General features: G+C 64.2%; 1 protein-coding gene. It reads left to right on the plus strand.

Translation table 11 applies throughout. From position 1 onward, the window contains the following. Positions 1 to 298: 298 nt before the first annotated feature. On the plus strand, positions 299 to 1,190 hold an 892-nt coding region (locus tag EN994_RS32315), incomplete at its 3' end, for an MFS transporter (protein WP_127308195.1).

Raw genomic sequence — 1,190 nt, forward strand, 5'->3', positions numbered from 1 at the left:
CCCTTCATCGGCAGCCAGATATCGGCCTTCACCAACGTCATCTTCGAGCGCATCCAGAACGGGTTCTAACCTGTTTTGGGAAGGCGTGCCGCGGCATGCCGTTCGTAATTGTCCGAAGACAGACGCCGCCGATCCCCTTGGCGCCTCCGCACGCACGGCAGACAAGGCCTGGACCGCCTCTATCCCATTGTTGGACCATGAGCTTTTTTGCCCTTTGCGGCGCCATGCCCTACTTTCGGCAAACGGTCTGCGCAAACGGATTGTCTGACGGGCAGGCACGACATGGCAGGAATCCCAAATGATTGACGAAAAGCCGGACAGCGAGAGCGTCTCGGCGCTGGCGCCCTTCCGGCACGGCATTTTCCGCGCCGTGTGGGGCGCAAGTCTCGTCTCGAATTTCGGTGGCCTGATCCAGGGTGTCGGCGCCGCCTGGATGATGACCACGATCGCCACCTCGCCCTATCAGGTGGCCCTTGTCCAGGCTTCGACCACCTTGCCGATCATGCTGTTTGCGTTGGTCGCCGGCGCCATCGCCGACAGTTTCGACCGGCGCAAGGTGATGCTGGTCGCCCAGACCTTCATGCTGGTGGTGTCGGTGCTTCTGACCCTGTTCACCTATTCGGGCCTGATCACGCCATGGACGCTGCTTGCCTTCACCTTCCTGATCGACAGCGGCACCGCGCTCAACAGCCCATCATGGCAAGCCTCCGTCGGCGATATCGTTCCCCGCAACAAGGTGCCGGCGGCCGTCGCCCTCAATTCGATGGGCTTTAACCTGACGCGCAGCGTCGGTCCGGCGATCGGCGGCATCATCGTCGCCGCCGCCGGTGCGGCAGCCGCCTTCGCGGCGAACGCGGTGAGCTATATCGGCCTGATCGTCGTGCTGGCGCGCTGGAAGCCGAACGTGCCGGTATCGACCTTGCCGCGCGAGTCGCTGGGGGCCGCCATGGGCGCCGGCCTGCGCTATGTCGCCATGTCGCCCAATATCGGCAAGGTGCTGGTCAGGGGTGCTGCGTTCGGCTTCAGTGCAGGCGCTGTGCTTGCGTTGCTGCCTCTGGTGGCGCGCGACGTCGTCAAGGGCGATGCGCTTACCTATGGCATCATGCTCGGCGCCTTCGGCATCGGCGCGGTCGGCGGCGCCTTGATCAGCGTCAGGCTGCGGCAGTTGCTCTCCAGCGAGACGATGGTGC

The sequence above is a fragment of the Mesorhizobium sp. M7A.F.Ca.CA.002.09.1.1 genome, assembly GCF_003998555.1.
Classification (GTDB): Bacteria; Pseudomonadota; Alphaproteobacteria; order Rhizobiales; family Rhizobiaceae; genus Mesorhizobium; species Mesorhizobium ciceri.